Raw genomic sequence first — 3,084 nt, forward strand, 5'->3', positions numbered from 1 at the left:
AATTCCCTCAGCGTGTTCGAGTACCCGGAGCTAGTCTCGAAAATGCGTCACCTGCGTTGCGAAATCGAAGCGAACCACAATCCATGGGAGTGGGCTAAACGATGACGGTCTCGTCGGAAATCTCCAGCGCGGCGTGGGCCGCGGGAATGCCGCAGAGCTTGCGCGGCGATCTCGCGACCCTCGAGGAGGCGTATTTCCGACACGTCGATGCCGGTGACGTGGACTTCCCGATCCCCGGAATCACCCAGATCTTCCGGCACCACATGGAATTGGCCGCCGTGCGGATGCCGGGTAAGGCCAGCGTGCGGGTGCACCATCCCGACGACGGGACCGGGATGGGCGCCGCGGTGCAGGTCGTCACCGACGACATGCCGCTGCTGGTGGAGTCGATCACCGCGGCGCTGGGCCGGATGCAGGTGAGCGTCTCCGAGGTGATCCACCCGATCTTCGAGGTCATCCGCGACGAGGAGGGCCACCTCACCGGCGCCGCGGCGCACGAGGTGGACGGCCACGGCGCGACCGGGCTGACCGAATCGTGGATGCACCTGCAGCTGCACCCGTCGACCGGCCGGGCCCAGCTCGATCACATCGAACGCACCATGCCCGAGGTGATCGACGATGTCCGCCAGGTGATCGACGACACCGAGGCCATGGCCGCGGTGCAGAGCTCGCTGGCCGACGCGCTCGACCGGTCCGCCGCCCATGGCTCCACGCCGTTCCCCGCTGTCGATGTGGCCGATTGCGCCCAGCTGCTGCGGTGGCTGGCCGCGGGCAACTTCACCCTGCTGGGGTATGCCCGCTACCGGCGCGGCGTCGAGGACGGCCACACGGTCTCGACCGTGGTGCCCGGTGCGAGCCTGGGTGTGCTCCGCCCCGATGTCGGCACCGATTTCAAAGTGCCCATCAACGGCGAAGACCGCCCGTTGCTGCTGCTCACCCAGGGCCTGGTGCGCGCGACCGTGCACCGCTCGGTGTACCCATATTTCGTCGGTGTCGCCGATGTCGACGAGACGGGCGCCGAGGTGGGGGTGCACCTGTTCATCGGCGTGTTCACCGTCAGCGCGGTGCACGAGAACGTGCTCGACATCCCGGTGATCAATCGCCGGGTGCGGACCGCGATCGAGGGCGCCGGGTTCGACAAGGACTCCTTCTCCGGGCAGGCGATGCTCGAGGTGATCGAGTCGTTCCCGCGCACCGAACTGTTCTCGGCCGACACCGAAACCATGCGCCGCACCGCCGTCGCGGTCCTCGGCGTCGGCCTGCGCAGGCAGGTCCGGCTCTTCCTGCGCAGCGACGGCTACGGCCGCTTCGTGGCCTGCATGGTGTATTTGCCGCGCGATCGTTACACCACCGCCGTACGCCTGGAGATGCAGGAGATCCTGGTCGCCGAACTCGGTGGCGTGGATATCGACTACTCGGCGCGGGTGAGCGAAAGTGAGCTCGCCAGTGTGTATTTCACGGTGATGATGCCCGCCGAGGCCACCGGCGAGGCAGGCCCCGACACCTCCGAGGACAACCGGCTGCGTTTGCAGGGCCTGCTCAACGCTGCCAGCCACACCTGGGACGACCGGATCGGTGATGCGGTCGCCTCCTCTACCGTGCTCGATCCCGCTGTGGTCAAACGGTATTCGGAGGCGCTGCCCGAAAGCTACAAAGAGGACTTCGCGCCCGCCCGCGCGCTGGCCGACATCGTGCGTCTCGAGCGACTCACCGAAGGCGGCATCAGGCAGCACCTCTACCGCAGGCCCGAAGCGGAGCCCGGTTCGTGGCGCTTCAGCCTCTACATCGCCGGTTCCGGTGTCTCGCTGAGCCAGGTCCTCCCGGTCTTGCAGAGCCTGGGTGTCGAGGTGGTCGACGAACGGCCCTACCAGCTCGAACACGAAGGCGGCACCGAGCGCTGGATCTACGATTTCGGTTTGCAGGCTCGCCCGGAGCTGCTGCGCAACGCACTGGGCGGCGATCTCGACGCCGCACTGCTCGAGGCCCCCGGCCAGCTCGACGCCCTGCGTACCCGGTTCACCGACGCCTTCGAGGCGGTCTGGTACGACCGGGCCGAAGCCGACGGTCTCAACGAACTCGTGCTGCGTGCCGGCCTGCCGTGGCGGTCGGTCGCGATCCTGCGCGCGTACGCGAAATACCTGCAGCAGGCCGGATTCCCGTACTCCCAGGTCAATATCGCCCGCGTGCTGCTGGCCCACCCGGAGGTCGCGCGCGATTTCGTCGACCTGTTCGCCGCCCGCTTCGATCCGGCCATCGTCTCCGCCGAGGCCGCCGTCGAGCTCGAGACCCGGGTGCGGGCCGGGATCGACGAGGTGGTCAGCATGGACGCCGACCGCATCCTGCGTGCCATCCTCGGCCTGATCAAAGCCACGCTGCGAACCAACAACTATGTTCTCGACGACGAAGGTCGCCCACGCGACTACCTGGCACTGAAGGTCGAGCCGCGCGAGATCGCCGAATTGCCCAAGCCGCGACCGCAATTCGAGATCTTCGTGTACTCGCCGCGGGTCGAGGGCGTGCACCTGCGGTTCGGCTCGGTAGCGCGTGGCGGCCTGCGCTGGTCCGACCGGCTCGAGGACTTCCGGACCGAGATCCTCGGGCTGGTGAAGGCGCAGGCGGTGAAGAACGCGGTGATCGTGCCGGTCGGCGCCAAGGGCGGTTTCGTGGTGAAGCGTCCGCCCGCCCCGATCGGTGACCCGGCCGTCGACCGCCAGGCGAGTATCGCCGAGGGCGTCGCCTGCTACCGCACCTTCATCTCCGGGTTGCTCGACGTCACCGACAACGTCGACCTGGCCACCGGCGCGGTGCTGCCGCCCGATCGGGTGGTCCGCCGCGACGGCGACGACACCTACCTGGTGGTCGCCGCCGACAAGGGCACCGCCAGCTTCTCCGATATCGCCAACGATGTGGCCACCCGCTACGGCTTCTGGCTCGGCGACGCCTTCGCCTCCGGTGGCTCGGCGGGCTACGACCACAAGGCGATGGGCATCACCGCCAAGGGGGCGTGGGAAGCGGTCAAACGCCACTTCCGTGAGATGGACATCGACACCCAGAGCCAGGAATTCACCGTGGTCGGCGTCGGCG

Annotated in this window: 1 protein-coding gene; it reads left to right on the plus strand. The window is 68.0% G+C overall.

Annotated elements, in window-relative coordinates:
- Nucleotides 1–101: 101 nt before the first annotated feature.
- A partial coding sequence (locus tag ACFWF3_RS30080) for an NAD-glutamate dehydrogenase domain-containing protein (RefSeq protein ID WP_379317018.1) occupies nt 102–3,084 on the plus strand: 2,983 nt, incomplete at its 3' end.

Source organism: Nocardia sp. NPDC060220 (genome assembly GCF_042727815.1).
In the GTDB taxonomy this organism is placed as follows: Bacteria; Actinomycetota; Actinomycetes; order Mycobacteriales; family Mycobacteriaceae; genus Nocardia.